Raw genomic sequence first — 20,405 nt, forward strand, 5'->3', positions numbered from 1 at the left:
GGGAGCGAGCACTCGGTGAAGGCGCTGCGCATCAGGACCCTGGTCGGACTGTTCGTGGTCGCCGGAGTGCTCTCGTGGGCGGGCGCGAAGCTCTGGGACTCGCTCGGCACCCTGCCGGGCGTGCCCGTGGCCGCGCCGATCGTGCTGGCGCTGATCGCCGCCGTCCTGGCGGCGACGGCGCTGTCGCTGCGCTCCCGGCTGCGCGCGCAGCGCGAGCGGCGTCCCGGGGCCAAGGGCGTCGACCCGCTGCTCGCGGCCCGCGCGGTGGTCTTCGGGCAGGCCAGCGCCCTGGTCGCCGCCCTGGTCGCGGGGATGTACGGCGGCGTGTGCGTCTTCCTCGTCATGTACCAGCTGGACAACGACCCCCGCCGTGACCAGGCGATCTACGCGGGCGTCGCGGTGATCGCCGGCATCGCGGTCTGCGCCGCCGCGATCTTCCTGGAGCGCGTCTGCCGCCTCCCCGAGGACGAGGACGACAACCGCACCGGCGCGGTGGGGGGCCGCGCGTAGCGGAGCGCCGGCCGTTACGCGGACCGCCCTGGTTGTTCGGCTGTCGCGCCTGCCGTAACCGGCGTCTGCGGGTGCTTCCCCGATCCGACATCGGGCTCTGTTTCGACGTCTATGACGCTGAAAGCGGGCCCGATCTCCGTCCGCACAAAGATCGGGCTCCGTTCCGCCGGATATGCCGCCGAAAGCGAGCCCGATCTCCCCCCGACCCCCCAACAGCACCCCGAAATACCCGCAGTCGCGGGTTACGGCGGGCACGCCCACCACCGGGATTAGGCGTGGCAACCGGCCATCTATACCCGCGGGCGGCAACGAGACCTCCGCCACCGGAAAGGCAGCCCGCTCCGGCGCCTGAACCCTCACCCCCACGGCCCACACACTGCCGACAAGGCGGGCCCCCCACCCTCCCCTCCGCAGCCCGCCGCCGTGCGCCCGCAGGGCGCGAGACGAACCCGCACCCGCCCACCGGCCCCACCCACCGCCCCGGTACGCGCAGGCTCAGTACCCCCGCCGGACGTTCTCGGCGGCGGCGTCGGCCTGGCGCCGGGAGCGGCGACGGCGCTCGGCGGCCAGTTCGGCGAGCGCGTCGTCGAGGGCGGCCAGCACGCGGGCCGCGGCGGGGTCGGTCACCTCGGGTGCCGCTTCGGCGGCCGGGCCTTCGCGCAGGCCGAGCGTCCTGGCGAGGGCGGCCAGCACGGGCTCGTCCGCCGCCAGGCGGTCCGCGGCGCGGCGCCGGGCGCGGGAGTCGGTGAGCACGGTCCGGGTGTCGCGGACCAGCCAGCTGCGGTGCCGTTCCCGTACGACCTCGCCCTCTGCCGCCAGGTCGGTCAGGTAGACGTCGGCGAGGCCGCGGCCCCTGCGCCACAGCCAGTCGCCGGGGGACTCGTACGGCGCCTCGTGCACCAGCGCGGCGGCGGCCCCGGCCAGCAGGGGGTCGCTGATCGCCGGCTCCGCGCCCGGCACCAGACGGTCACCGTCCAATGCCACCGCCCGGGCGGCGAGCAGGTCGACGGCTTCGGCCGCGGCGAGCGCGAGCGAGAGGTCGCCCGGTTCCACGGCGTGTTCGGGGGCCCGTTCCAGGGCGGTGACGATCAGATCCCGCGGGGTGGTCATGGAACGCTCCGCATCACGAGGCATCGGCGTCCGGTTCCGCCCGGCGATTGTCACCCGCTCCGGCCGGGGCCGCCACCGGCTCCGCCTCCTCGCCGTCGCCGTCCTCGTTGACCGAACGGCGCAGCGCGGCGTGGAGCGTGGCAGGGGTCAGCACCCCGGCGAAGCGGTCGCCGTCCACGACGGCTATCCAGCCGGCGTCGTGCTGGAGCATCGTGCTGAACGCCCGCTTGAGGGGGGCGCCCACCGGGACCCAGGCCTCCAGGCGGCGCGTGTGGTCGGCCACGGTGCCCGACGTGAGGGTGCCCGCGGCCACGTAGCCGCGCAGCCCGCCGTCGTCGTCGAGGACCACCGCGTAGGGGTGGCCCTGCTTCGCGAGGACGGCCGCGGCCTCCGCGGCCGGCGATCCGGCACGCACGACGGGCGGGTGCTCCAGGTCCGTCGTCTCGATCGGCGTGACGGACAGCCGCTTCAGACCGCGGTCGGAGCCGACGAAGTCCGCGACGTACGGGGTGGCGGGGGAGCCGAGCACGGTCGCGGGGGTGTCGTACTGCTCGATCCGGCCGGGGCCGAAGACCGCCATGCGGTCGCCGAGCCGGACCGCCTCCTCGATGTCGTGTGTGACGAACAGCACGGTCTTGCGGACCTGTTCCTGCAGCCGCAGGAACTCCGACTGCAACCGCTCCCGCACCACCGGGTCGACGGCGCCGAAGGGCTCGTCCATCAGCAGCAGCGGCGGGTCGGCCGCCAGCGCCCGTGCCACGCCGACCCGCTGCCGCTGGCCGCCGGAGAGCTGCTCGGGGTAGCGGGCGCCGTGCACGGACGGGTCCAGGCCGACCAGTTCCAGCAGTTCGGCGGCGCGGGCCCGGCGCTTGGCGCGCGTCCAGCCGAGCAGGTGCGGCACGGTCTCGGTGTTCTCCAGCACGGTCTTGTGCGGGAACAGGCCGACGTTCTGGATGACGTAGCCGATGCGGCGGCGCAGCCGTACCGGGTCGGTGCGCGCGATGTCCTCGCCGTCCAGCAGGATGCGGCCGGCGGTGGGCTCGATGAGCCGGTTGACCATCTTCATCGTGGTGGTCTTGCCGCAGCCGGACGGCCCCACGAGGGTCACGAGTTCGCCCTCGCGCACGTCGAAGGACAGGTCGTCGACGGCGGTGGTGCCGTCGGGGTAGCGCTTGGTGACGTTCTCGAAGCGGATCATCGGGACCTCTCGTCGGCGCTCGGTGGTGCGGCTTACCCCTCCAGCTTGGTACACGCTCGGCGATGGTTGTGAAGGGGGTGTTGCGAGGATGTGGCGGGACACCGGGAATGTCCGGGGTCGGGTTTACGCTCACCTGCATGATCTGAACCGGGCGGGGGAGGTGGCATCGCATGGCCGGACAGGACTGTCTCGCGGCGAACGACTGGATATGCGGCGAGTTCGTGCGCACGCGCAGCCAGGAGTTGCTGGACGCGGGGGTGGAACATCTGTGGATCACCGCGGTGTCGGTGGCCGCCGGTGTGCTGCTCGCGCTGCCGCTGGCCCTGGTGGCCCGGCGCTGGCGGGCGGCGGAGGGACCTGTGCTGGGGGTCACGACCGTCCTCTACACGGTGCCGTCCCTTGCGCTCTTCTCGCTGCTCGTGCCCTTCTTCGGGATTTCCGCGGCCGTGGTCGTCAGCGGACTGACCCTGTACTCGCTGACCATTCTCGTCAGGAACTTCCTCGCCGGACTGGACTCCGTGCCCGAGGACGCGCGGGAGGCCGCGCGCGGCATGGGGTACGGGCCGCTGCGGCTGCTCATCGAGGTGGAGCTGCCGCTGGCGCTGCCGGCGGTGATGGCGGGCGTGCGCATCGCCACGGTCGCCACGGTCTCCCTGACCACGGTCGGCGCGATCATCGGCTACGGCGGGCTGGGCAACCTCATCTACGACGGGATGCGCAGCTTCTTCAAGGCGGAGGTGTTCACCGCCTCGGCGATCTGCGTCGTGCTCGCGATCCTCGCCGACGTGCTCCTGCTCGGTCTGCAGCGGCTCCTCTCGCCCTGGAGCCGCGCCTCGAAGGCGGTGGCGTGATGGGGGTGGTTCCCGACGCGTGGGCCTGGCTGACCGACGGCGCCAACTGGACCGGTGCCGACGGGGTGCTGCAGCGGCTCGGCGAGCACCTCGCCCTGACGTTCGTCTCCCTGGCCATCGCCTGCGCCGTGGCGCTGCCCGTCGCGATCCTCCTCGGCCACCTCGGCAAGGGCGGCGCGCTGGCGGTCAACCTGTCCAACGTCGGGCGCGCGGTGCCCACCTTCGCGGTGCTCGTGCTCCTGATCATCGCGCTGGGTTCGTCGAGCCACTTGCCGACGGTCCTCGCGCTCGTCCTCTTCGCCGTCCCGCCGCTGCTCACCAACACCTACGTCGGCATGCGTCAGGTGGACCGGGACGCGGTGGAGGCCGCCCGAGGCATGGGGATGACCGGGGGCCAGGTGCTCCGCGGGATCGAGCTGCCGCTCGCGCTGCCCTTCGTCATGAGCGGGGTGCGCTCTGCCGCCGTCCAGGTCGTCGCCACCGCCACGCTCGCCGCACTGCCAGGTGAGGGCGGCCTCGGCCGCATCATCACCGCGGGCTACGCCCAGTACGACACGGCCAAGGTCGTGGCCGGCGCGACCCTCGTGACCTGCCTCGCCCTTCTCGTGGAGGGAGTCTTCCTGTTGCTGCAACGCCTGGTGTCCCCCGCACGGAAGTCCCGACCCGCCCGAAGACCTGCCCGTCCCACCCATCAGATGGAGTTCACATGAGCAAGGCCCTGCGCACCGCCACCGCCCTGGCCGCCGTGGCGGTCCTCTCCGCGGGCCTGGCGGCCTGCGGCGGCGACAGTCTGGAGAAGAGCGGGGGAGGGGGAAGCTCGCAGGCCGGCGGCGGCAAGGGCTCCCTGACCGTCGGCTCCGCCGGGTTCACCGAGAGCACGGTCCTCGCGCAGCTGTACGCGCAGTTGCTGAACGACGCCGGCTACAAGACCACGATCAAGACCGTCGACAACCGCGAGCTGTACGAACCGGCCCTGGAGAAGGGGCAGATCGACGTCGTCCCCGAGTACGCGGCCACCCTCGCGGAGTTCCTCAACGCGAAGGTGAACGGCAAGGACGCCCCGCCCGTCGCCTCCTCCGACGTCGACGCCACCGTCACGGCGCTCACCGAACTCGCCGGCCCGCTCGGGCTGAAGGTGCTGCCGGCCGGGGAGGCCGTCGACCAGAACGCATTCGCGGTCACCACGGAATTCGCGGAGAAGAACGACCTCAAGACCCTTTCCGACCTCGGCAAGTCGAAGATCAAGGTCAAGCTCGCCGCGGGCGAGGAATGCTCGATCCGCCCCTTCTGCTCGCCCGGTCTGAAGAAGATCTACGGCATAGACGTCACGTCGGTGGACGCCAAGGGCGTCGGCACCGTCCAGTCGAAGCAGGCCGTCAAGGACGGCATCGACCAGCTGGTGCTCACCACGACCACGGACGCCACGCTGGACCAGTTCGGCCTGGTGCTGCTGGAGGACGACAAGGGCCTGCAGAACGCCGACAACCTGCTGCCCGTCGTCAACGCGAAGGAGGCCGGCGGGGCTGACGTCGCCGCCGCCCTCGACAAGCTCACCCAGGTGCTGACCACGGCCGACCTCGCCGGGCTGAACAAGCAGGTGGACTCGGAGCGCAAGAAGCCCGAGGACGTCGCCGCGGATTACCTGAAGTCGAAGGGTCTGCTGAAGGGCTGAGGCCCGGTGGACAAGATCGAATAAATGGTGGCGGGAGGGCGTTCGCGTGACGTTTCGCATACGCGTGGGCGCCCTCCGTATTTGTCGTTGTGTGTTCGGTGAGAAATCGGATGCCGCGGCCCCACACGACCCACGGGCACGCTAAGTTCCCTACCATGCCCCGTGGACGACACCGCCATTCACAGCCGCTGCACCGGCTGCTCCCGCCCGTGACGGTCGCCGGCTCCGCCGCGGCCCTCGCCGTCGGCGCGCTGGTGATCGGTGATCCGGTGCTGCTCCGTGTGTTCGTGGTCGTGGCGGCCGGTGTCGCCGGTGGCGGTGCCTTCCTGCTGCGCAGCTGGGACCGCGCCGCGGGCAAGCAGGTCGCCGACCTCAAGACCGCGCGGGTGCGCGACGAATGGCGGGCCGACGAGCGGATCGCGGAGCTCGAGGTGGACCTCGAGGACTCCCGCGAGCTGCGCGGCAAGCTGGAGAACAAGCTGCGCGCCAAGCGCGCCGAACTGGCCCGGCTCCGTACGGAGCACGCGGACCTGCTGCGCCGCTACGCCACCGCCGAGTCCGAGCGGGCCCGTGCGCTGGAGGACGGCCGCGTCGCGAAGAAGGCGGTCTCCGCCCTCCCGGTGCCCTACACGGCGCCGGTCACCCCGGCCGCGTACCTGCGGGCGTCCGCCGCCCTGCGGGACCTGTCGCGCAACGGGGCCCGCCAGCAGGCCGCGCTCACCGTCGAGGAGGCCCGCCGCCGCGACCTCGCCGACACCGACGAGCCGCAGGGCAGGCACGCCCTGGACCCGGCCGAGCGCGACCGCCCGGCGGACCCCACCACCGGCGGCAGCGGGAGCACCCCGGCGCTGCCGGTGCGTCAGCCCAAGCTCGTCCCGGCGGTCGCCGCGGCCGTGCTGCCGTACGCCAAGCCCAACCGGCAGGCCAGCCGCGCCCAGGGCGGCTTCGACTTCTTCGGCACGAAGAACGAGAAGGCCCGCCCCCAGGAGCTGGAGGCGGACGGCGCCGCGGCGCCCGCGGAGGCGGACCTCGCCGACGTCGTCGGGGACGAGGCCGTGGCCGACCAGGCCGAGGTCATCGACCTGACCGCGCACGACGAGACCGAGCAGCTCGACCTGAGCGAGCTGCGCGCCCGCTCCTCCTGACGCCCACCGGGGACGGGCCGCCCGCGGGCGGCCCGCCCGTCACTTGTCGATGTCGCCGACGACGAAGAACATCGAGCCCAGGATCGCCACCATGTCGGCGACCAGCGTGCCCGGCAGCAGCACGGCCAGCGCCTGGACGTTGTTGTACGACGCCGAGCGCAGCTTCAGCCGGTACGGCGTCTTCTCGCCCTTGGACACCAGGTAGTAGCCGTTGAGCCCGAGCGGGTTCTCGGTCCAGGCGTACGTGTGGCCCTCGGGGGCCTTGAGCACCTTCGGCAGCCGCTGGTTGATGGGGCCGGGGGGCAGCTCGGCCAGCCGGTCCAGGCACGCGTCGGCGAGGTCGAGGGCGTTGTGGGTCTGCTCCAGCAGCACCTCGAAGCGGGCCAGGCAGTCGCCCGCGGTGCGGGTGGGGACCTTCAGGGTGTCCCGCAGCTCCCCGTAGGCCAGGTAGGGCTCGTCGCGGCGCAGGTCGAAGTCGACGCCCGAGGCGCGGGCGATCGGCCCGCTCACCCCGTAGGCGTGCACGTTCCCGGCGGAGAGGACGCCGACGCCGCGGGTGCGGCCGCGGAAGATCTCGTTGCCGAGGACGAGGTCGTCGAAGGTCCCCATGCGTGAGCGCACGGCGGCGACGGCGGCGCGGACCCGGCCGTGCCAGCCGTTGGGGAGGTCCTCCTTGAGGCCGCCGACGCGGTTGAACATGTAGTGCATGCGGCCGCCGGAGACCTCCTCCATGACCGCCTGCAGGTCCTCGCGCTCGCGGAACGCGTGGAAGATCGGGGTGATCCCGCCCAGTTCGAGGGGGTAGGAGCCGAGGAACATCAGGTGGTTGAGCACCCGGTTGAGTTCGGCGAGCAGCGTGCGGGTCCACACCGCGCGCTCGGGGACCTCCATGCCGAGCATGCGCTCCACGGCGAGCACGACGCCGAGTTCGTTGGAGAAGGCGGAGAGCCAGTCGTGCCGGTTGGCCAGCATGATGATCTGGCGGTAGTCCCGGGCCTCGAAGAGCTTCTCGGCACCGCGGTGCATGTACCCGATGATCGGCTCGGCGGCGCCGATCCGCTCGCCGTCCAGGTTCAGCCGCAGACGCAGCACACCGTGCGTCGAGGGGTGCTGCGGGCCGATGTTCAGCACCATGTCGGTGCCCTCGGCCGCGCCGCCGATGCCGATCGTGGTCTCCGTCATGGCCCCAGTTTCCCATCCCTTTACGTGTCGGGGGGCGTGCCCCCCGGGGCTCGTCCGGCGGCCGGCACGGGCTGTTCCAGCCAGAGGAAGCCGCCGAGCCCGGACGGGTCGGTGAGTTCGGCCCCCTGGCCCGCGCGGGCCAGGGCGCGTACGTAGCCGGCGGGGTCGGAGGAGGCCAGCGACAGGGGCGGGCGGGCCCCGGTGACCCCCAGGGCGCCCAGGGCCTCCCGTTGGGTGCGCAGGACCGCCCCGGGGCCCGCGCAGGCGTCCAGCGCCACGTGTGCCGTGATGTCGCAGGAGCCGTCGGGCACCGGCGGCGACACCTCGCGGCCTGCCCGGAACGCGGTCAGCGTCCCGTACGGCGGGCGGGCCCCGGCCACGTGCCCGTAGTCGACGGCGACGGCGAGTCCGGCCTCCAGGGAGGCCACGGCGGCGGCCCAGGCGGATTCCCGCCCGCGGCCGATCTCCGCCCGGGTCCCCGGCTCCGCGCCCTCGACGGGCCACCAGCGGCGCAGCCAGGCGGCGTCCTCCCCGTCCACCGGGTCACCGAGGCGTTCGGCGCCGTCGAGGGAGCGGACCAGGACCCGGCGGGGCACCCCGGCCGCGTCGGTCTCCACGACGTCGACCGGCACGTTGTCCAGCCATTCGTTGGCGAAGAGCAGGCCCCGCAGGCCCCGCGGCAGCGCGTCGGACCAGGTCACCCGGGCGTCCAGGCCGTCCGGTCGCGGGGCCTTCTCCACCGCGCACGGCCGCAGGCGGTCGCGCAACGTGGCGGGAACCACATCGAGCAATCCCGTGAGCAGTTCCCCGGCCCCCGCGCCGACGTCCACCAGGGCCAGTTCGCCGGGGTGCCCGAGGTCCGCGTCGACGCGTTCCAGGAGGCGGGCGACGGCCCCCGCGAACAGCGGTGAGGCATGGACCGACGTGCGGAAATGGGCGGCCGGGCGTTCCCGCCGGAAGAACCCTCCGGGGCCGTACAGGGCCCGCTCCGTGGCCTCGCGCCACCCCGTCCAGGCGGCTGTGCTGTCGATCACGATCCCACCGTATGCGCAGGACCCGGGGCTTCGGACGGTTGAGCGGACCGTCACCGGTTCCAGGTAGGGTGCCGTGGTCAGAGGTGTGTCCGCCCGTGACGGCCGCGGATGAATCGATCATGAACATTCGCCATCGTGCAGGGCGCACGCCTTTTGCCGGATGCCCCGGTACTGATAGGTGCTGTGCAAGCGACAGGCAGTGGAAGGTGAAGAGCGATGACGGCCGGCAACAACGGTGCCCCCGAGCCCGGGAGTGACGACCCCTTCGCGTACCTGTACCGCCAGGACGGCGAGGAGCCGGGTCAGGCGCCTGCTGCCCAGCCCGGCGTGCCCCGCACCTCGTACAACCAGGTGCAGCGGGTCGGGGAGCGGCGCCCGCAGCAGCCGCAGCAGCAACAGCAGCAGCCCGGGTACGGCTACCCGCAGCAGCAGCCCGGGTACGGTCAGCAGCCGCCGGCCTACGGCCAGCAGCAGCCCCAGCACGCCCAGGCGACGCAGGCGTTCCCCCAGGGCCCGGGCGGTCCGGGAGGCCCGGCGGGCCCGGCGGGCGGTGGCAGCCGTCGCGCGGCGGCCCCGCGTTCCGGCGGCCCCGACAACAAGGGCCTGCTGATCGGCGCCGTCGCCGTGGTGGCGGCCGTCGCGATCGGCATCGGCGTCGCCATGGCGGGCGGCGACGACGACAACCCGCAGGCGGGCAGCACCCCGACCCCGACGGCGAGCAGCGACGGCGGCAAGGGCGACAGCTCCGGCGAGCCCTCGGCCTCCGCGAGCACCACCGATCCGGGCGTCGTCGACGCGGCCTCGCTCGCCATGGCGGGCGGCGCCCGCGTCGGTTCCCAGTACAAGGGCACCAAGGCGGCGGGCGGCAAGTACGTCGAGAACATGAGCGCGGTGGGCGCGTCGGTGACCTGGACGGTCGACGTGCCGAAGGACGGCTCGTACGACTTCTGGATCCGCTACGGCAACGCGGAGAAGGACTCGGCCAGCGCCACGATCGTGGTCAACGGGGCGCCCCAGAGCTACAAGCCGGACCTCAGGAACTTCGGCAAGGAGGGCGACTGGAACCACTGGTACCGCTCCTACGCCACTCTCGACCTGAAGCAGGGGAGCAACACGCTCGCCCTGACCTGCGGTCAGGGCGACGCCTGCCACTTCAACCTCGACCAGCTGGCTCTCATGGACAAGGACCAGAAGCCCGCGGGCTGGTGAGGCTGATCCCGCCGCGGCCCGCCCCGGGTGGGCGGGCTACGGCCGTGGGTCGCCCTCCCGGATCACGTTGACCCGCTCCAGCAGGTCCTCGTACACCCCGCGGTCGAACTCGCCCGCGACCGGTGCCGCCACGGTGGCCGCCGAGAGGGCGACGGCGCGCGCGAGGCGCCGCGGCCAGTCGAGGCCCTCGACGATCCCGGACAGCAGCGCGGCGACGGCGGAGTCGCCGGCGCCCGCGGGGTTGCCGGGGACGGGGGCCGGGGGACGGGCGGTCCACACGGTGGCGTCCTCGGCGAGGGCGAGCATCCCGTCGGGGCCGAGCGAGGCCGCGACGGCTCGGGCGCCGCGCCGGCGGGCGTCGCGGGCGGCCCGCATGGGCTCCGTCGCGCCGGTGAGCCCGGCCAGTTCGGTGGCGTTGGGCTTGACGAGGTCGGGCCGGGCGGCCAGTCCCCGCCGCAGGGGCTCGCCGCTGGTGTCCAGGAGGACCGGGACGCCCGCGGCGCGCGCGTCCCGTACGAGGTCGGCGTAGCAGCCGACGGGCAGCCCCGGCGGCAGGCTGCCGCACAGGGCAACGGCGCGCGTCGTGCCGCCCTCCAGGAACTTGCGGTACGTGCCGAGGAAGGCCGACCACTCCTCCGAAGTGATCGTCGGCCCGGGCTCGTTGAACATCGTGGTGTCGCCGCCCGACTCGTCCACGACGCCCACCGTCCGCCGGGTGCTCCCGGAGGTGGGCACGAGGGCGTCGGTGACGCCGTCGGTCCCCGACAGCCAGTCGCGCAGCCGGTCCCCGGAGGCGCCGCCCGCGAAGCCGGTCGCGACGGCCTCGTGGCCGAGCGCGGCGAGGACGCGGGCGACGTTCAGCCCCTTGCCGCCGGGACGTTCCGCGGCCTCCGACACCCGGTGGGTGGTGTGCGGCCGCAGCCGGGGGACGCGGTAGGTCACGTCGATGGCGGCGTTCAGCGTGACGGTGACGATCACCGCATGATCCCTTCGAACAGCGTGTGCGATGGGAAGGGATCATGCCAAAGGAACGCCCGGAGGCACAGACCCCGCCGCCCGGGGTCCGCTCAGGGCTCGACGACCCAGCTGCCCTTGCGCATCACACCGACCAGGTCGAACGACGCGTCTAGGACCACCAGATCGGCGTCCTTGCCCGGTTCCAGCGAACCGATCCGGTCGTACGCGCCCAGCAGCCGCGCCGGGTTGGCGCTCAGCGCGCGCACCGCGTCGCCCACGGGCAGTCCGTCCACGGTCACCGCCCGCTTGAACGCCGTGTCCAGGGTGAGCGTGGACCCCGCGATGGAGCCGCCCTCCACGAGCCGGGCGACACCGTCGACGACGTCGACCTCCATCGGGCCCAGCAGGTAGCGGCCGTCGCCGAAGCCCGCCGCGTCCATGGCGTCGGTGATGAAGGCGACCCGGTCGGCGCCGGCGCTGCGGAACGCCATCTCCAGGACGGCCGGGTGGAGGTGGACGCCGTCGTTGATGAGCTCGACGGTGACCCGCTCGTCCTCCAGCAGTGCGGCGATCGGGCCGGGCTCGCGGTGCAGCAGCGAGGGCATGGCGTTGAACAGGTGCGTCGCCACGGTGGCGCCGGCCTCGACGGCCTGCAGGGTCGCCTCGTACGCGGCGTCGGTGTGGCCGACGGCGGCGATGACGCCGTGGTCCGCCAGCATCCGCACCGAGTCGAGCCCGCCGGGCAGTTCGGGGGCGAGGGTGACCATGCGCGCGGTGCCCCGCGCGGCGTCGAGCAGCTTGCGGACGTCCGAGGGGTGCGGGTCGCGCAGCAGCGACGGCTTGTGCGCGCCGCGCCGGTGCGGGGAGATGAACGGCCCCTCGAAGTGGATGCCGGCCAGGTCGCCCTGCTCGACGAGTTCGGAGAGCAGCGCCGCCTGCCGGGACAGGTCGTCCAGGTCCCCGGTCACCGTCGAGGCGAGCAGGGTCGTGGTGCCGTGCCGCCGGTGGGTCCCGATCCCGGTGAGGACGGCCTCGGCGTCGCCGGAGGAGAAGGACGCGCCGCCGCCGCCGTGCACGTGGATGTCGACGAAGCCGGGGACGACCCAGTGCCCCGTCAGGTCGCGGGTGGACGCCTGGAGCGGGTCGTTCGCGATGATCGAGCGGCCCTCGACGGTCACCCGGCCGTCCTCGACCACGCCGTCCGGCAGCACCACACGGGCACCGGTCAGCACGCTAGTTGCCGCAGTCAAGCGGTCACCTCCACGGAGAGAAGATCCCAGGCGAGCAGCCCTGCGCCCAGGCATCCGGCGGTGTCCCCGAGGGCCGCCGGCACGATGAGGGGGAGTTGCTGGAAGGTCAGCCGCCGCTCGACGGCGGCCCGCAGCGGTGCGAAGAGGGTCTCGCCGGCCTCGGCGAGCCCGCCGCCCACGATCAGCGTGCCCGGGGTCAGCAGGGTGATCCCGGTGACCAGGCCGTCGGCGAGGGCGGCGACGACCTCGTCCCACACGGCCGCGGCACGGGGGTCGCCCGCCTCGACGGCGGCGGCGCAGCCGGCGGCACCGGCGTCCGGGCCACCGCCCGCGGCCTCCCAGGCGCGGGCCACGGCGGCGGCGGAGGCCGCGGTCTCCAGGCAGCCCCGCCGGCCGCAGCCGCAGACCGGGCCGCCGGGGCGGACGACGACGTGTCCGAGCTCGGTGGCCTCGACCCGGCCCTCGATGCCGATGGCTCCGGCGATGCCGGTGCCGAGCGCCACGAACAGGAAGCGTTCGGCGCCCCGCCCCGCGCCCAGCCGGCCCTCCGCGAGGCCGCCGGCGCGCACGTCGTGGCCGAGGGCGACGGGGGTGCCCTCGAGGCGGCGGGTGAGCAGGTCGCGCAGGGGTGCGTCGCGCCAGCCGAGGTTCGCGGAGTACACCGCGACGCCGGCCCGCTCGTCGACCAGTCCGGGCACGGCGACCCCGGCCGCGGCGGCGGGCTCGCCGTAGACGCTTTCGCCGTGGGCCCGGAGGTCGGCGGCGAAGTCGAGCACGGTCTCGACCACGGCGTCCGGGCCGCGCTCCCGGCCGGTCGGGCGGCGTGCCTCGTGCAGCAGCGTGCCGTCCGTCGCGACCAGCGCGGCCTTCATGCCGGTGCCGCCCACATCGAGGGCGATGACGTGTCTCACGGGGGACAGTGTCGCGCGGTAACCCATAAAAGGTCTAGTCCACTCGTCGAAAGAGATCGCCTACGGCGTACAGGGCGAGTGGTGTAGACCTCATGGGGGCACGGTGTGACCGGGGCGTCACGCGGCGGGCGCGGATATGGTTGTCGGATGGAACGGGACGAGACCGGGGCCGACGCCTCCGCGGACGCCTCCGGGGACGCATCCGGGGACGCCTCCGGGGACGCATCCGGGGACGCCTCCACGGACGCCTCCGGGGACGCCCCCGAGGACGGGCTGACGGAACAGGACCGCGCCGTCCTCGACATCGCCCGCCGCGCCTGGGCCGGTCCCGGCGCGAAGGAACGGGCCGTCCGCGAGCGCCTCGGCATCTCCCCCACGCGCTACTACCAGCTGCTCAACGCCCTCCTCGACGACCCCCGCGCCCTCGCGCACGACCCCGTCACGGTCAACCGCCTCCGCCGTACGCGCGACACCCACCGCACCACCCGCTGACGCCACGCGGCGTGGGTGGGGTGCGGGGCTGGTTGTTCGGCTGTCCCGCCGCTTTGCGCCCGCAGGGCGCGAGACGGCGCGACAGCCCAACCACCCACCTCACGGGGCCCCCGGGAACACCGCCGGAGGCGGGATGCTCCCGTACGCCGGGCATGCCCCCCGCGGGGGTCGGTATGGTCGGGGGCATGAGCCGCAGCCGCAGGGACGAACTGCCGGTACCCACGACGCCCGAGGGCAAGGACGGCCTGGCCGCACTGCTCGCGGAGCCCCGCAGGGCCGTGCTGGCACTGGACTTCGACGGGACACTGGCACCGATCGTGCCGGATCCGGACGCCGCGCGGGCTCACCCCCGTGCCGCCGCCGCGCTGGCCAGGCTGGCCCCGCGGATCGGTTCCGTGGTGGTCGTGACGGGCCGCCCCGCGGGCGTGGCCGTACGGTACGGGGGCTTCGCCGGCGTACCCGCGCTGGAGCACATGGTCGTGCTGGGCCACTACGGCGCCGAGCGCTGGGACGCCCGTTCCGGCGAGGTCAAGGCGCCCGGCTCGCACCCCGGGGTCAACGCCGTACGCGCGGAACTACCGGGCGTGCTGGACGCGATCGGGGCGTGGCGGGGCACGTGGGTGGAGGACAAGGGCCGCGCGGTGGCCGTCCACACGCGCCGCACGGAGGATCCGCAGGCCGCGTTCGAGGCGCTGAACGGGCCGCTGCGTGAACTGGCGGACCGCCACGGGCTGATCGTCGAGCCGGGCCGGATGGTGCTGGAACTACGGCCGCCCGGGATGGACAAGGGCGTGGCGCTCAACGACTACCTGCGCGAGGTCGGCGCCGGCCCCGTGCTGTACGCCGGTGACGACCTGGGCGACCTGGCGGCCTTCGGGGCCGTGGAGAAGCGGCGTGCCGACGGCTTCCCCGGTGTGCTGGTGTGCAGCGGCAGCGCGGAGGTGGCCGAACTGGCCGCCCGGGCCGACCTCGTCGTGGACGGCCCGGAGGGCGTCGTCGCGCTGGTCGACGCCCTCGCGGACGCCCTGGAGGAGCGGGACGCTCAGGACGGCGCCGAGACCCACCCGCCGGTCAGCGACTGAACCGCGGACCCGTCGAGGTCCGCGAGCTTCACCCCGGTGAACTCGCGGGCCCGCGGGGAGGTCTGGACGCGGAAGGGCGGCCGCTCGGCGGTGAGGACCTCGACGATGGGCGCCGCGGCCTCGTCGACGGTCTGGGCGGCGCTGAACGCCTGCGTGGTGCGGTCGAGGTAGTGGGTGAGCGCGGGCGTGTAGGGTCCCGCGGCCGCCGCGTACGCGGGGATGTCGATGCCGAGGTTCGCGACGAACTCGCTGCCGACCGCGCCCGGTTCGACGACGCTCACGGTGACGCCGACCGAGGCCGCCACGGGTGCGAGCGACTCCATGTAGCCCTCGACGGCGAACTTCGCGGCGCAGTAGGCCTCGTTGAAGGGCTGCCCGACGACGCCGCCGACACTGGTGACGGTGACCAGCCGCCCGCCGGAGGCGCGCAGGTGGGGCATCGCGGCCTTGGTGACCTCGACGACGCCGAAGAAGTTGACCTCCATCGTGGCGCGGACGTCGGCGACCGTCTCCAGTTCGATGGTGCCGACGTGCCCGGCACCGGCGTTGTTGACCACCGCGTCCAGGCCGCCGAACTCCACGACGACGTCCTCCACGACCGCGGCGACGAGCCGGGCGTCGGTCACGTCGAGCCGCCTGACGTGGACGTGCTCGGCGACCCCCGCCGCGGTCGCCGTCTCGCGGAGGCGGTCCGCCTTCCCGGGGTCGCGCATGGTCGCGACGACGTCCCAGCCGGCGCGGGCGGCGGCGACGGCGGTGGCCAGGCCGATGCCGGAGGAGGTGCCGGTGACGAGGACGGTCCTGCGGTTGCCGGTGGTCATGCGGTGGTTCTCACTCTCTGCGGGTGCTGGTGACAGCAGCCTAGGCAGCCGTTGCGTCCCGGCGGCACGGCAGGCCGGAGCGGCCCCGGGTCCGTGGCGCGGGCCGGTCTCCGCCGAGCCTCCTGCCGCGACAGCATCGCGGCCGCCGACGCCCGTCGGCAGCTGTGCCTGCTCGAACTGAGGGGGGCGAAATGGTTCAGGGCGCGGGCGAGTTGGGTGCGGGGCCGGCGTTTCTCGTCGGGTTCTGCCTCGGCGCCGTCGCTCTGCTCATCGGTGTCACCCTCGTGTTCGACCTCAAGATCACGAGGTCGTTCATGCACCCGGGGCTCACGCGGCGCGAGTACTTCCGGGCGAACCCGTCGCAGAGGGTGGTGATGTTCGTCGCCGGGTCGATCTTCCTGTTCGGTGGTGCCGTCGTCCTGCTCGCCATGCTGACCGTCGCCATGCAGTCGCTCACCGACTGAACGGGTCGCCCGCGGGGCACCACGGTCCGTGACCGCGTCAGCCGCGGCCCGGGGAGCCCGCGTCGTGGACGAGGAGGGCGATCTGGACGCGGTTGTTCAGGCCGAGCTTGCCGAGGATCCGGGAGACGTGGGTCTTGACCGTCGGCACGCTCATGTGGAGCCCGGCCGCGATCTGCGCGTTGGACCGGCCCTCCCCGATGGCGAGGGCGACCTCGTGCTCCCGCTCGCCCAGCGAGGCGAGCCTGCGCCGGGCGGTGGCCCGCGCGCCGCGCCCTTCGGCGGCGCCGGCCTCGGAGCCGGCGACCTGGGCGATCAACTGCCGTGTCACCGCGGGGGACAGCACCGGTTCGCCGGCCGCCACCTTCCGTACCGCCTCGACGATCTCGCGCGGCGCGGTGTCCTTCAGGACGAACCCGGCGGCGCCGGCGCGCAGCGCCCGCAGCACGTGCTCGTCGGTGTTGAAGGTGGTGAGCACGATCACCTCCGGTGCGCCCGGCAGCGCCCGCAGGGCCTCGGTGGCCGCGAGACCGTCGACGGTGGGCATGCGGATGTCCATGAGCACGACGTCGGGGGAGTGCTCCCGGACCAGCGCCGCGACCTCGCCCCCGTCGGCGGCCTCGGCGACGACCTCGACGTCCGGTGCCCCGCCGAGCATAATCCGCAGCCCGGCCCGCACCAGCGGGTCGTCGTCCACCAGCAGCAGCCGCACCATGCTCACGCCGCCCACGGTAGCCAGGCGCGCACCCGGAAGTCCCCGCCGGACCGGCCGTGCTCCAGGTCGCCCCCGGCGAGCGCGGCCCGCTCGGTCAGCCCGATCAGCCCCTGTCCGGCGCCGGGGATGGCGGGCACCACGGCCGCCGCGGCCGGCACCGGGTTGCTGACCTCGACCGTCAGGCCCCGCGCGGGACCGCCGGCGAGCCGCACGGTCACCTCCGTGCCGGGGGCGTGCTTGCGGGCGTTGGTCAGTCCTTCCTGCACGATCCGGTAGGCGGTGCGCCCCGAGGCGGTGGGCGCCGCGGACACGGCGTCGTCGTCCGCCTCCAGCACGATGCGCATCCCGGCCTCCCGGGACTCCTCCACCAGGCGCGGCACGTCCGCCAGCGTGGGCTGCGGCCGTCCGCCCGCGCCGTCCGCCGTGCCGGACCCGGCCGGCTCGCGCAGCACGCCGATGATGCCGCGCAGGTCGTCCAGCGCCTGGTGCGCGCTCTCCCGGATCACCCCGGCGGCCCGCTCGATCTCCGCCGGGGACGCCCCCGGGTGGAACTCCAGCGCTCCCGCGTGCACGCTCAGCAGCGACAGCCGGTGCGCCAGCACGTCGTGCATCTCCCGTGCGATCTCCTCGCGCGCCTGCCGCCGCCCCCGCTCGGCGTACGAGGCCAGCAGTTGGCGCCGGGAGCGTACGTAGAGCCCCCAGCCGATCGAGCCCGCCATGATCACGAAGAAGGTCATCGCCGAGCCGGTCTCGGGCAGGTCCGGGTCAGGGCCGCGGGCCACGAACACCGGCAGCGGCGCGAACGCCAGGGCCGCCACCCAGGCCGTGCCGCGCAGCGGCCGGTACGCGGCCACGGTGAAGACCGCCACCGCGGTCGGGCCGCCCACCAGGTGCGCGAACCAGCCCGTCACCAGCAGCACCACCGCCAGCTGCACCGGCCACCGGTGCCGCAGGAACAGCGCCGCGCACGCGGCCGCGGCGACCGCCTGCTCGACGGGCCCGACGCGGGCGCCCACCCCGTCCGCGGACAGCACGGAGAAGGCCGCCGCACCGAGGAAGACCGCGATGTCGGCGACGATGCCCTTCCGTACGCGTCGCATTCCACCGAATGTACGGTCCCGGGGCGCCGGCACCACCCCCGCGCCCGAAGTCGAGACCTTGGGACGACAGCCCGCGCGCGATCGGCGACTTTCGCCGACAGCCGGGGCGGTCGGCCGCTCCCTAGCCTCGTGGCATGAAGGGATTCCTCGGCTTCCTCGGCTTCGTGCTGCTCTCCCAGGGCATCGGCGGCATCGTCCACCAGCTCACCGACGGCTGGTTCCGCGTGTGGGCGCTGACGCACCGGATCGGCTTCCTGGACGGCTACGAGATCTACGTGTGCGTCCTCCTGGTCGTGCTGGGCGTCGCCGTCCTCTTCGCGTCGGACTCGGCGGGCAAGCGCTCCTGACGCCCGGTCGCGCACGGCCCGCCCCGGTCCCCCGTTCCTGTGTGACGGGGGGCCGGGGCGCCGGCGGGTGGTAGGGGAGGGGTCACCAGTTGTTGTTGTCCCGGACGATCGCCGCGCACTCCACGACGGCGCGGGCGGTGGGGACGGGGGTGGTCATGCCGTTCCTGTTCCGGACGGTGACCGTCCAGCCGTTGCCGGACCGCTGGCTCGTCAGCACGGCCAGGTCGGTGCTGCTGAGGACGAAGCCACCGCCGGTGACCTCGGTGCGCGAGGGGCAGCGCGCCGAGACGGTCTGCGTGGTGCCCGAGGGCACGGTGACGGAGACACCCAGGAACTCGGCGGTCCTCAGCCGCCCGAAGTTGTCACGGTTGTTGCCGTTGCCCGCGAGGGGGGTTCCGGCGGCGTCGTCGGCGACCGCGGCGGGGCGCGCGGTGGCGGAGGCGTTCAGGGGGGCAACGAATGCGCTGGTCGTGACGACCGCGGCGGCGACCGTCATGGTTCCGGCGACACCCCAAAGCACCTTACGACGGGGTCGACCGGACATGGTCTTCTTCGCTCGTATGTTCATCTCTCTGCCTTCGAAGATGACGGAAGGAGCTCGCTCCGGGTCGAAGCGATTGCGCTCATCGTCACCCTGTGCGAGGTGTTCCGCACTTTGGGTGACCAAAGAGGATGAACGGTGCGCGGGCCGCGATCTGACGGAGCGGCGGCAGGTCGCTCAGTCGGCCGTCCCCGGCGGGACCACCCAGCGCACGGGCTGGCCGGTGACACCGGCGATCATGTCGAAGTCGCCGCCGTAGTGCAGGACGGTCGCGCCGTGCCGCTCCGCGGTCGCCGCGATGATCAGGTCCGCGAGGGAGAGGGCCTTCCGGTTGCCCGCGGCGATGAGGCCCGTCTGCACGTCCAGCGCACGGTCCCAGGCCTCGTCCGGTGTGGGCAGCCAGTCGAATCCTCGCATCCCGTCGCGGATGCGGTCCGCGTCCGCTGTGGACCGTGCGCTGTGCAGCACTTCCAGTTCGACGGCGCCGCAGACGGCGAGCTTTCCCGCGTTGTGGAGAGGCTCGACCACGGCCCTCACCGGAGGTTTCGGGTAGCGCGCGAGGGCGGAATTGTCGATGAGGAAGCGGTCCCTCATGCGGCTCGGTTCGGATCGTCCGCTGCCGCGATCTCGCCGGTGAGGCCCGGAAGACCGCCTTCCGCCAGCCAGTTGAGGAACGAGGCGCGCTTGCGGCGCTTGATCACGTCCTCCAGGGCGGCGTTCACCGTGGCGACCTTGGTCGTGGTGCCGAAGATCTCGGCCGCCTCCGCCAGCATCTGGTCGTCGACGTCTATGACGGTGCGGGTCATTCGAGCCTCCTCGGGCATGGGTACTTGACCCAACGATATCAAAACGAGCTGGAGATGATATCGGCGGCCGGCGACGGCTTCACACGGGGCCGCCGGTGGGCGATACCCGCGCGGGCCAGGGCGGCGCCGTGCGGACCGCCTGACGGAGCGACGGGGGCGGCTCCGGCGCAGGGCGGGCAGGGGCCGGTGCGGCCGGGGGGCAGCGGGTCGCCGCAGGCGGGGCATTCGGGGAGCGGGGCCGCCGGGGCGGCGGGGTCGCGGGCGGGCCGGGGTGCCGGGAGCTTGTCGCGCAGGCGCCGTGCGATGAAACCGGCGGGGGAGTGGACGGCGCGCGGCAGCCCGGCGGACAGGGCGGTGCCCAGTTCCAGCTCGCTCGCGCCGTGGGCCAGCCAGCGCGCGGCGAGCGGCGCCAGCCGGGCGGCCTCGGCGACGCCGAGGGCGAGCCGGGCCTCCCGCCGCCCGAGGCGCTGCAGCGCTGCCGCCGCGCGGGCGACCAGCGACGCGTCGGCGGGCGGTTCGGGGTGGGAGGTGTTCTCTTCCTCCCTCTTCTCCCCCTTGGGGGATGCGCCGACGGCCCGTACGGACGGCGCACCGGCGGTCAGGATGCTGCCGCCCGGTGCCGCGAAGGCGGCATCGATCTCGGCGGGGTCGTGCAGCGGCACGTTGGAGACGAGCACCTGGGTCGTCCAGTGGCCGGTCTCGGGGCTCTGGGTGCGGCGGGTGTGCACATAGCCCTCCGCCTCCAGCTGCTGCCGGGCCCGGCGCAGGGCGATGCGCCCCTCGGGCATCTTCGCGCCGATGGACTGCAGGGTCTCCCGGGACCCCTCCGGCACGGAGAGCGCCCACTGCAACAGCCGTACGGCGGTGCCGTTCAGGCGCGGATGGCGGATGAGGTCGTTCGGCGTCTGGGAGAAGAAACGGGTCGGCGGGATAGCATGACGGATCATTTGCGGGGCTCCTTGTAAGCCTCGTACGTGTAGGCCCCCGGCCGGTGTTGGCGCACCACTGGGG

At 73.8% G+C, this 20,405-nt stretch carries 24 protein-coding genes; 10 read left to right on the forward strand and 14 right to left on the reverse strand.

Translation table 11 applies throughout. The features are described 5' to 3' along the window. The first annotated feature begins 15 nt into the window (after nt 1–15). The gene (locus ACZ7MY_RS05470) at nt 16–510 is read left to right on the forward strand and encodes a DUF3180 domain-containing protein (RefSeq protein ID WP_499600271.1); all 495 of its coding nucleotides are present in this window, start codon (nt 16–18) and stop codon (nt 508–510) included. A gap of 495 nt (nt 511–1,005) precedes the next feature. On the opposite strand, the gene ACZ7MY_RS05475 is transcribed toward ACZ7MY_RS05470, so the two are convergent. Both ACZ7MY_RS05475 and ACZ7MY_RS05480 read right to left on the reverse strand, forming a co-directional pair. Next, a complete protein-coding gene (locus ACZ7MY_RS05475) occupies nt 1,006–1,620 on the reverse strand; it encodes a GPP34 family phosphoprotein (RefSeq protein ID WP_499599784.1) in 615 nt (204 codons plus the stop codon). 13 nt (nt 1,621–1,633) lie between these two features. Beyond that, nucleotides 1,634–2,818: an ABC transporter ATP-binding protein gene (locus ACZ7MY_RS05480; protein ID WP_499599786.1), complete on the reverse strand. Its 1,185-nt coding sequence runs from the start codon at nt 2,816–2,818 to the stop codon at nt 1,634–1,636. A gap of 170 nt (nt 2,819–2,988) precedes the next feature. On the opposite strand from ACZ7MY_RS05480, the gene ACZ7MY_RS05485 reads away from it, so the two are divergent. From ACZ7MY_RS05485 to ACZ7MY_RS05500, 4 genes are all read left to right on the forward strand, one after another. After that, complete coding sequence (locus ACZ7MY_RS05485) at nt 2,989–3,669, forward strand: ABC transporter permease (RefSeq protein WP_499599788.1); 681 nt, start codon at nt 2,989–2,991, stop codon at nt 3,667–3,669. Further along, nucleotides 3,669–4,379 (forward strand): ABC transporter permease, encoded by a 711-nt coding sequence (locus ACZ7MY_RS05490; RefSeq protein ID WP_499599790.1) that lies wholly within the window; start codon nt 3,669–3,671, stop codon nt 4,377–4,379. Before ACZ7MY_RS05485 ends, ACZ7MY_RS05490 begins: the two co-directional genes overlap by 1 nt. Next, on the forward strand, nt 4,376–5,341 hold the full coding sequence (locus ACZ7MY_RS05495) for an ABC transporter substrate-binding protein (protein ID WP_499599792.1): 966 nt from the start codon (nt 4,376–4,378) through the stop codon (nt 5,339–5,341). The genes ACZ7MY_RS05490 and ACZ7MY_RS05495 overlap by 4 nt, the downstream gene beginning before the upstream one ends. Nucleotides 5,342–5,496: 155 nt before the next feature. Further along, on the forward strand, nt 5,497–6,486 hold the full coding sequence (locus ACZ7MY_RS05500; RefSeq protein ID WP_499599794.1) for a hypothetical protein: 990 nt from the start codon (nt 5,497–5,499) through the stop codon (nt 6,484–6,486). Between the two features lie 39 nt (nt 6,487–6,525). On the opposite strand, the gene ACZ7MY_RS05505 is transcribed toward ACZ7MY_RS05500, so the two are convergent. Together ACZ7MY_RS05505 and ACZ7MY_RS05510 are read right to left on the reverse strand one after the other, a co-directional pair. After that, entirely contained in the window at nt 6,526–7,668 is a 1,143-nt protein-coding gene (locus ACZ7MY_RS05505; protein ID WP_499599796.1) for an NADH-quinone oxidoreductase subunit D, read from the reverse strand. A gap of 20 nt (nt 7,669–7,688) precedes the next feature. Further along, nucleotides 7,689–8,702 carry an SAM-dependent methyltransferase gene (locus tag ACZ7MY_RS05510; protein WP_499599798.1) on the reverse strand — a complete coding sequence of 338 codons (1,014 nt, stop codon included), beginning with the start codon at nt 8,700–8,702 and terminating at the stop codon, nt 7,689–7,691. Between the two features lie 216 nt (nt 8,703–8,918). On the opposite strand from ACZ7MY_RS05510, the gene ACZ7MY_RS05515 reads away from it, so the two are divergent. Further along, a complete protein-coding gene (locus tag ACZ7MY_RS05515; protein WP_499599800.1) occupies nt 8,919–9,911 on the forward strand; it encodes a carbohydrate-binding protein in 993 nt (330 codons plus the stop codon). A gap of 36 nt (nt 9,912–9,947) precedes the next feature. On the opposite strand, the gene ACZ7MY_RS05520 is transcribed toward ACZ7MY_RS05515, so the two are convergent. The 3 genes from ACZ7MY_RS05520 to ACZ7MY_RS05530 form a co-directional block, all read right to left on the reverse strand. Beyond that, nucleotides 9,948–10,889, reverse strand: a complete 942-nt coding sequence (locus tag ACZ7MY_RS05520) for a 1-phosphofructokinase family hexose kinase (protein ID WP_499599801.1) — start codon at nt 10,887–10,889, stop codon at nt 9,948–9,950. An 89-nt stretch (nt 10,890–10,978) separates the two neighbouring features. Beyond that, entirely contained in the window at nt 10,979–12,172 is a 1,194-nt protein-coding gene (gene nagA, locus ACZ7MY_RS05525; RefSeq protein ID WP_499599803.1) for an N-acetylglucosamine-6-phosphate deacetylase, read from the reverse strand. Beyond that, nucleotides 12,115–13,029: an ROK family protein gene (locus tag ACZ7MY_RS05530; RefSeq protein ID WP_499599804.1), complete on the reverse strand. Its 915-nt coding sequence runs from the start codon at nt 13,027–13,029 to the stop codon at nt 12,115–12,117. The genes nagA and ACZ7MY_RS05530 overlap by 58 nt, the downstream gene beginning before the upstream one ends. Nucleotides 13,030–13,176: 147 nt before the next feature. On the opposite strand from ACZ7MY_RS05530, the gene ACZ7MY_RS05535 reads away from it, so the two are divergent. Beyond that, entirely contained in the window at nt 13,177–13,521 is a 345-nt protein-coding gene (locus tag ACZ7MY_RS05535) for a DUF3263 domain-containing protein (protein ID WP_499599806.1), read from the forward strand. Nucleotides 13,522–13,706: 185 nt separating this feature from the next. Then, nucleotides 13,707–14,603 carry a trehalose-phosphatase gene (otsB, locus tag ACZ7MY_RS05540; protein ID WP_499599807.1) on the forward strand — a complete coding sequence of 299 codons (897 nt, stop codon included), beginning with the start codon at nt 13,707–13,709 and terminating at the stop codon, nt 14,601–14,603. Here the strand turns inward: otsB and ACZ7MY_RS05545 are convergent. Then, nucleotides 14,564–15,424, reverse strand: coding sequence for an SDR family NAD(P)-dependent oxidoreductase (locus tag ACZ7MY_RS05545; RefSeq protein ID WP_499599808.1), 861 nt, complete (start codon nt 15,422–15,424; stop codon nt 14,564–14,566). The two genes, otsB and ACZ7MY_RS05545, sit on opposite strands and share 40 nt — an antisense overlap. Nucleotides 15,425–15,615: 191 nt before the next feature. Between ACZ7MY_RS05545 and ACZ7MY_RS05550 the strand changes: the two genes are divergently transcribed. Next, nucleotides 15,616–15,888, forward strand: a complete 273-nt coding sequence (locus ACZ7MY_RS05550) for a hypothetical protein (protein ID WP_499599809.1) — start codon at nt 15,616–15,618, stop codon at nt 15,886–15,888. Between the two features lie 37 nt (nt 15,889–15,925). Here ACZ7MY_RS05550 and ACZ7MY_RS05555 read toward each other — a convergent pair whose 3' ends face one another. Next, entirely contained in the window at nt 15,926–16,600 is a 675-nt protein-coding gene (locus tag ACZ7MY_RS05555; RefSeq protein WP_499600272.1) for a response regulator, read from the reverse strand. 2 nt (nt 16,601–16,602) lie between these two features. Further along, complete coding sequence (locus ACZ7MY_RS05560) at nt 16,603–17,700, reverse strand: sensor histidine kinase (protein WP_499599810.1); 1,098 nt, start codon at nt 17,698–17,700, stop codon at nt 16,603–16,605. 134 nt (nt 17,701–17,834) lie between these two features. Between ACZ7MY_RS05560 and ACZ7MY_RS05565 the strand changes: the two genes are divergently transcribed. Beyond that, the gene (locus ACZ7MY_RS05565; RefSeq protein WP_499599811.1) at nt 17,835–18,047 is read left to right on the forward strand and encodes a hypothetical protein; all 213 of its coding nucleotides are present in this window, start codon (nt 17,835–17,837) and stop codon (nt 18,045–18,047) included. Nucleotides 18,048–18,129: 82 nt separating this feature from the next. Here ACZ7MY_RS05565 and ACZ7MY_RS05570 read toward each other — a convergent pair whose 3' ends face one another. From ACZ7MY_RS05570 to ACZ7MY_RS05585, 4 genes are all read right to left on the reverse strand, one after another. Next, a complete protein-coding gene (locus ACZ7MY_RS05570) occupies nt 18,130–18,543 on the reverse strand; it encodes a hypothetical protein (protein ID WP_499599812.1) in 414 nt (137 codons plus the stop codon). Between the two features lie 222 nt (nt 18,544–18,765). Then, nucleotides 18,766–19,182: a PIN domain nuclease gene (locus ACZ7MY_RS05575; RefSeq protein ID WP_499599813.1), complete on the reverse strand. Its 417-nt coding sequence runs from the start codon at nt 19,180–19,182 to the stop codon at nt 18,766–18,768. Further along, a complete protein-coding gene (locus tag ACZ7MY_RS05580) occupies nt 19,179–19,394 on the reverse strand; it encodes a type II toxin-antitoxin system VapB family antitoxin (RefSeq protein ID WP_499599814.1) in 216 nt (71 codons plus the stop codon). The genes ACZ7MY_RS05575 and ACZ7MY_RS05580 overlap by 4 nt, the downstream gene beginning before the upstream one ends. Before the next feature lie 38 nt (nt 19,395–19,432). Then, nucleotides 19,433–20,341 (reverse strand): hypothetical protein, encoded by a 909-nt coding sequence (locus ACZ7MY_RS05585; protein ID WP_499599815.1) that lies wholly within the window; start codon nt 20,339–20,341, stop codon nt 19,433–19,435. Nucleotides 20,342–20,405 lie beyond the last annotated feature (64 nt).

Source organism: Streptomyces sp. NPDC111520 (assembly GCF_055635295.1).

Coding starts and splice junctions, on each gene's coding strand:
- ACZ7MY_RS05580 (WP_499599814.1), bottom strand. CDS start 19,394: ATGACCCGCACCGTCATAGACGTCGACGACCAGATGCTGGCGGAGGCG.
- ACZ7MY_RS05585 (WP_499599815.1), bottom strand. CDS start 20,341: ATGATCCGTCATGCTATCCCGCCGACCCGTTTCTTCTCCCAGACGCCG.
- ACZ7MY_RS05570 (WP_499599812.1), bottom strand. CDS start 18,543: ATGACGGTCGCCGCCGCGGTCGTCACGACCAGCGCATTCGTTGCCCCC.
- nagA (WP_499599803.1), bottom strand. CDS start 12,172: ATGCCTGGGCGCAGGGCTGCTCGCCTGGGATCTTCTCTCCGTGGAGGT.
- ACZ7MY_RS05545 (WP_499599808.1), bottom strand. CDS start 15,424: ATGACCACCGGCAACCGCAGGACCGTCCTCGTCACCGGCACCTCCTCC.
- ACZ7MY_RS05505 (WP_499599796.1), bottom strand. CDS start 7,668: ATGACGGAGACCACGATCGGCATCGGCGGCGCGGCCGAGGGCACCGAC.
- ACZ7MY_RS05565 (WP_499599811.1), top strand. CDS start 17,835: ATGAAGGGATTCCTCGGCTTCCTCGGCTTCGTGCTGCTCTCCCAGGGC.
- ACZ7MY_RS05550 (WP_499599809.1), top strand. CDS start 15,616: ATGGTTCAGGGCGCGGGCGAGTTGGGTGCGGGGCCGGCGTTTCTCGTC.
- ACZ7MY_RS05485 (WP_499599788.1), top strand. CDS start 2,989: ATGGCCGGACAGGACTGTCTCGCGGCGAACGACTGGATATGCGGCGAG.
- ACZ7MY_RS05515 (WP_499599800.1), top strand. CDS start 8,919: ATGACGGCCGGCAACAACGGTGCCCCCGAGCCCGGGAGTGACGACCCC.
- ACZ7MY_RS05555 (WP_499600272.1), bottom strand. CDS start 16,600: ATGGTGCGGCTGCTGCTGGTGGACGACGACCCGCTGGTGCGGGCCGGG.
- ACZ7MY_RS05475 (WP_499599784.1), bottom strand. CDS start 1,620: ATGACCACCCCGCGGGATCTGATCGTCACCGCCCTGGAACGGGCCCCC.
- ACZ7MY_RS05535 (WP_499599806.1), top strand. CDS start 13,177: ATGGAACGGGACGAGACCGGGGCCGACGCCTCCGCGGACGCCTCCGGG.
- ACZ7MY_RS05495 (WP_499599792.1), top strand. CDS start 4,376: ATGAGCAAGGCCCTGCGCACCGCCACCGCCCTGGCCGCCGTGGCGGTC.
- ACZ7MY_RS05500 (WP_499599794.1), top strand. CDS start 5,497: ATGCCCCGTGGACGACACCGCCATTCACAGCCGCTGCACCGGCTGCTC.
- ACZ7MY_RS05490 (WP_499599790.1), top strand. CDS start 3,669: ATGGGGGTGGTTCCCGACGCGTGGGCCTGGCTGACCGACGGCGCCAAC.
- ACZ7MY_RS05560 (WP_499599810.1), bottom strand. CDS start 17,700: ATGCGACGCGTACGGAAGGGCATCGTCGCCGACATCGCGGTCTTCCTC.
- ACZ7MY_RS05575 (WP_499599813.1), bottom strand. CDS start 19,182: ATGAGGGACCGCTTCCTCATCGACAATTCCGCCCTCGCGCGCTACCCG.
- otsB (WP_499599807.1), top strand. CDS start 13,707: ATGAGCCGCAGCCGCAGGGACGAACTGCCGGTACCCACGACGCCCGAG.
- ACZ7MY_RS05480 (WP_499599786.1), bottom strand. CDS start 2,818: ATGATCCGCTTCGAGAACGTCACCAAGCGCTACCCCGACGGCACCACC.